The organism is Actinomadura sp. 6K520, from assembly GCF_004349245.1.
In the GTDB taxonomy this organism is placed as follows: Bacteria; Actinomycetota; Actinomycetes; order Streptosporangiales; family Streptosporangiaceae; genus Spirillospora.
On sequence record NZ_SMLC01000329.1, the window covers coordinates 1 to 3644 of the forward strand.

Annotated in this window: 3 protein-coding genes; 2 read left to right on the top strand and 1 reads right to left on the bottom strand. The window is 74.4% G+C overall.

Annotation, left to right across the window (positions count from 1 at the left end):
• Window positions 1-994, bottom strand: a 994-nt coding sequence (locus E1289_RS40290) for a DivIVA domain-containing protein (protein ID WP_131988683.1), incomplete at its 3' end; no start/stop codon positions are given.
• A gap of 260 nt (window positions 995-1254) precedes the next feature.
• On the opposite strand from E1289_RS40290, the gene E1289_RS36795 reads away from it, so the two are divergent.
• On the top strand, window positions 1255-1776 hold the full coding sequence (locus tag E1289_RS36795) for a gamma carbonic anhydrase family protein (protein ID WP_131988685.1): 522 nt from the start codon (window positions 1255-1257) through the stop codon (window positions 1774-1776).
• A gap of 134 nt (window positions 1777-1910) precedes the next feature.
• The coding region (locus E1289_RS36800; RefSeq protein WP_131988687.1) for a hypothetical protein at window positions 1911-3644 on the top strand (1734 nt) is incomplete at its 3' end.

Consider the following 3644-nt stretch of genomic DNA (forward strand, 5'->3'; position numbering starts at 1 on the left):
GGGCGGGCTTGGGCTGCGGCGCGGGTGCGTCGCCGTCCCGCGCGGGCGCGGCGGCCGGCTCGGGCTTCTTCATCGACGGCGGGCCCTGCTGGCCGGGGACCGGGGGCGGGGCCTGGGCCGGCTTGGGCGCGGGCGGGACCGGCTTCTGGCCGGCCCCGGGCTGCGCGCCGGAGGAGGGCCCCTGCGCGGGCTGGACGGGGCCGGCCGGCACGGGCTGCGCCGGTGCGGGCTGCGCCGGTGCGGGCTGGGCCTGCGCGGGCTGGGCCTGCGGGGGCTGCTGCTTGCGGGGGGCGCTCTGCCGGACGGCGTCCTCGACCATCTTCTCCAGCGGGCCCGCCTCGTTCTCGGCGGTCAGCAGCCGGTGCAGCGTCTCGCTGATCTCGGTGAGGCGCTGCAGGGCCTGGGTGTGGTTCTTGGTGAGCGACGTCAGCCGCTGTGTCGCGCCCTCGTTGATCACGCTGGCGCGGCGCTCGGACGCGGTGAGGGTGCGCTCGGCCTCCAGCCGCGCGCTGCTCACCGTCTGCTCGGCCTCCTGCTTGGCGCCCGACAGGATGCTCTCGGACTCCTGCTTGGCGGAGGCGAGCACGGACTCGGCCTTGTCCTGCGCCTGGGTGAGGTTCTTCTCGGCGTGCGCGCGGGCGTCGTCGATGATCCGCTTGGACTCCTGCTCGGCGTCCTTGCGGATCTCCGACCCCTTGGCCTCCGCCTGGGCCACCTTGTCCTGGGCCTCGTCCTCGGCGAGGTTGATGATCTGGCGGAGCCGGTCGCTCAGGTCGTCGCCGGTGGGCTTGCGCGCCTCCCGCAGCTCGGCCATCTCGCGGCGGATGCGCTCGACGTCGTCCTGGGCCCGGGCGAGCCGCGCCTCCAGCTCGCGGTGCTTCTGCTGGGCGCGGGCGATGTAGTCGTCGACCTGGCGGCGGTTGTAGCCGCGCATGACGATCTCGAAGGACTCTTCTTGGAGGAGGTTCGGCAGTATTTCGGCTTCGTTGCTCATGGTGCCTTGGGGGGTCGTTGGCGGGGCCATCACCCCGTCAGGGTCGGTCGCGATAACATCCTCACCCGCCTGTCAGCGGGCCCACATGTGGAAACGTACGAACGACTCTCGTCCGGTCCGCCCCATTCGCGCAACCCGAACGCACTTCTCGCTGCCGTTTCTTCACCTGGATGGGCCCGACAAACTATCCAATTCGCCCAAACCACGCGCGCCGGGGGTCCCGTCCGGTCCCGGACGGGCCGCCGCCTAGCATCGGCCGCATGAGCTACGTGGGATCGTTGGGTGCGGAGCGGCCGGAGATCCACCCCGAGGCGTGGGTCGCGCCCGGCGCGGTCGTCGTCGGCCGGGTGACGCTGGGCCGCGCGTCGAGCGTGTGGTACGGCTCGGTGCTGCGCGGCGACGACGCCGAGATCATCGTCGGCGACGAGTGCAACATCCAGGACCTGAGCTGCATGCACGCCGACCCGGGGGTGCCCGCCGTCCTGGAGGACCGGGTCAGCCTCGGCCACAAGGCGATGGTGCACGGCGCCCACGTCGAGACCGGCTCGCTCATCGGGATCGGCGCGATCGTGCTGAACGGCGCCCGGATCGGCTCCGGGACGCTGATCGCGGCGGGCGCGCTGGTGCCGCCCGGCAAGAAGATCCCCTCCGGCGTGCTCGTCGCCGGGACGCCGGGCAGGGTCGTCCGGGAGTTGACCGACGACGACCGGCTCGTCCTGAAGCACACCTCCGAGGTGTACGTCGCGAAGGCGCGGCGGCACCGCACCGCCGAGTGGCAGTGACCGGGCACGGGTGACCGCCGGCCGCGGGCGACTGCCGGATCCGGCCGCACCGCTCGGATTGATGACGTGCCGACCTGCGTATATGTGCGGGATGACCCGGTGAGGGGCACTCCGGTCGCCTTCTGCTGACTACGATGACGATCGTGGTGTGGGGACCGGGCTATGGCAGTGCTCCGCCGCCCAGCCCCCAGATGGGGCAGGATCCGTTCGCGGAGGCAGAGCGGGACACGAGGGCGATGGTGGCCGCCGCGTGGTGGCCGTCGGCGCCTCCTCAGCAACGCCATCACGCGATCGGCGGGCGCATGCTCGCGCTGCCGGACGGCACCTGGTGGCTGTTCGGCGCGTGGGCCCGCTGGTACCGGCTGCACCCGTCCGACGGGCAGTGGTACCTGTGCCCGCCGCCGCGCACCCCCGCCGTCCGGATGGCGGGCAGGCCCGCGCAGCAGGCCCCGGGGCAGGCGCCCAACCTGCCGCCGCACGTCGTCCCGGCCGGGCCCGACTTCTCCTACGACCCGCCGGGGGGCCTGACGTTCGTCGGGCACGGCTTCGCGACCGACGTGTCCTCGCGCGTCCGCTCGACGGTCGAGTCGGCGGCGGCGCTGCCCGCGCCGGAGTACCCGCACTGGTGGCCGGAGTTCGCCGCCGGCGCCCCGTCCACCGTGGTCGCCGCCTGGGGCGTGATGCTGTGGTGCGCGTCCGCGCCGGTGTTCGACTCGCGGCTCGACCCGCAGATGCTCGACCTCTGGAAGCCGTACCGGGCCAAGCCCCTCCCGGACGTGGACGGCCCCCGCTGGCTCACCCCGCCCGCGCTGGAGACGCTGGTCGGCCTCTACGCGGAGCGCCTGCGGGCGAGCCGGGTGGACGCGGCGGTGGTCGTCCTGCGGACGATGTGGGCCGTCGCCAGCGCGCTGCGCGACGACGTCCGGTACCAGGCCCGCGCGGACGCGCTGCTCGCGATCCTCGGCACCACGCTCGCCAACCCGACCGTCGACTATGGGGCGCTGCCCTACGGGGACCAGGCGATCGTCCAGCAGTGGCTTACCCGCTGCCCGCCGAACCTGGTCCCCGCACTGCGGAACGAGAGCTCGCCGGGGGACAACTTCCGGCACGCCTTCTACACGCTCAGCGAGCTGATAGCCGGCCTCTCCGGCGATCCCGCCGACCCCGCCTACATCGAGCCGCGCCTCGTCGCCGCCGCGCTGCTCGCCGCCGACCTGGACGTCGTCCGCAAGGACATGGTGGGCAACATCGTCCCCTGGCTGGACCCTGAGATCCGCTACACGGTGCAGGCGGTGTCGGAGCAGAAAGGCCATCCGCTCCGCCGGCTGTGGCCGCAGGACATGCGCCTCCCCGAACCGCTGCGCTCGGCGGCCGGCTCCGGCTCGGGCGCGGAGTCGCTGCTGGCGGCGATGTACGAGGTCGACCTGGCCTGGTGCCGGCTCGGCGGGATGCCCGCCCGGCCCCGCGGCTTCCCGGTCCCGACCGCGATCATCGCGGGGATCATCGGCCGCGGCCGCGCCCGCGCGACGGCCGTCACCCCGACCGTGACGCCGCCGCCCAACCCGGCGCCCTCGCCCATGGTCGGCATGCAGAGCCAGCCCGGGGTCGCGCCCGGCGCGTCCCCGCGCCCCCAGGGGGCGCCCTCCGAGCCCGACCGCCCGTTCGTCCAGCCGCCCGCGCAACCCCGGCGGGAGGACGGCCCCGGCGCCGCCGTGCCGCCGTCCGAGGCTCCGTACGAGCCGCCGTCGCCGCCTGTACCCGGGCAGGGGCAGGGGGCCGCGTTCGCCGCGTCCGCGCCGCCTCCGCCCGCCGGTGATGACGGGGACGACCAGAACGCCGCGCCGCCCTACACCGAACTGGGTTTCCAG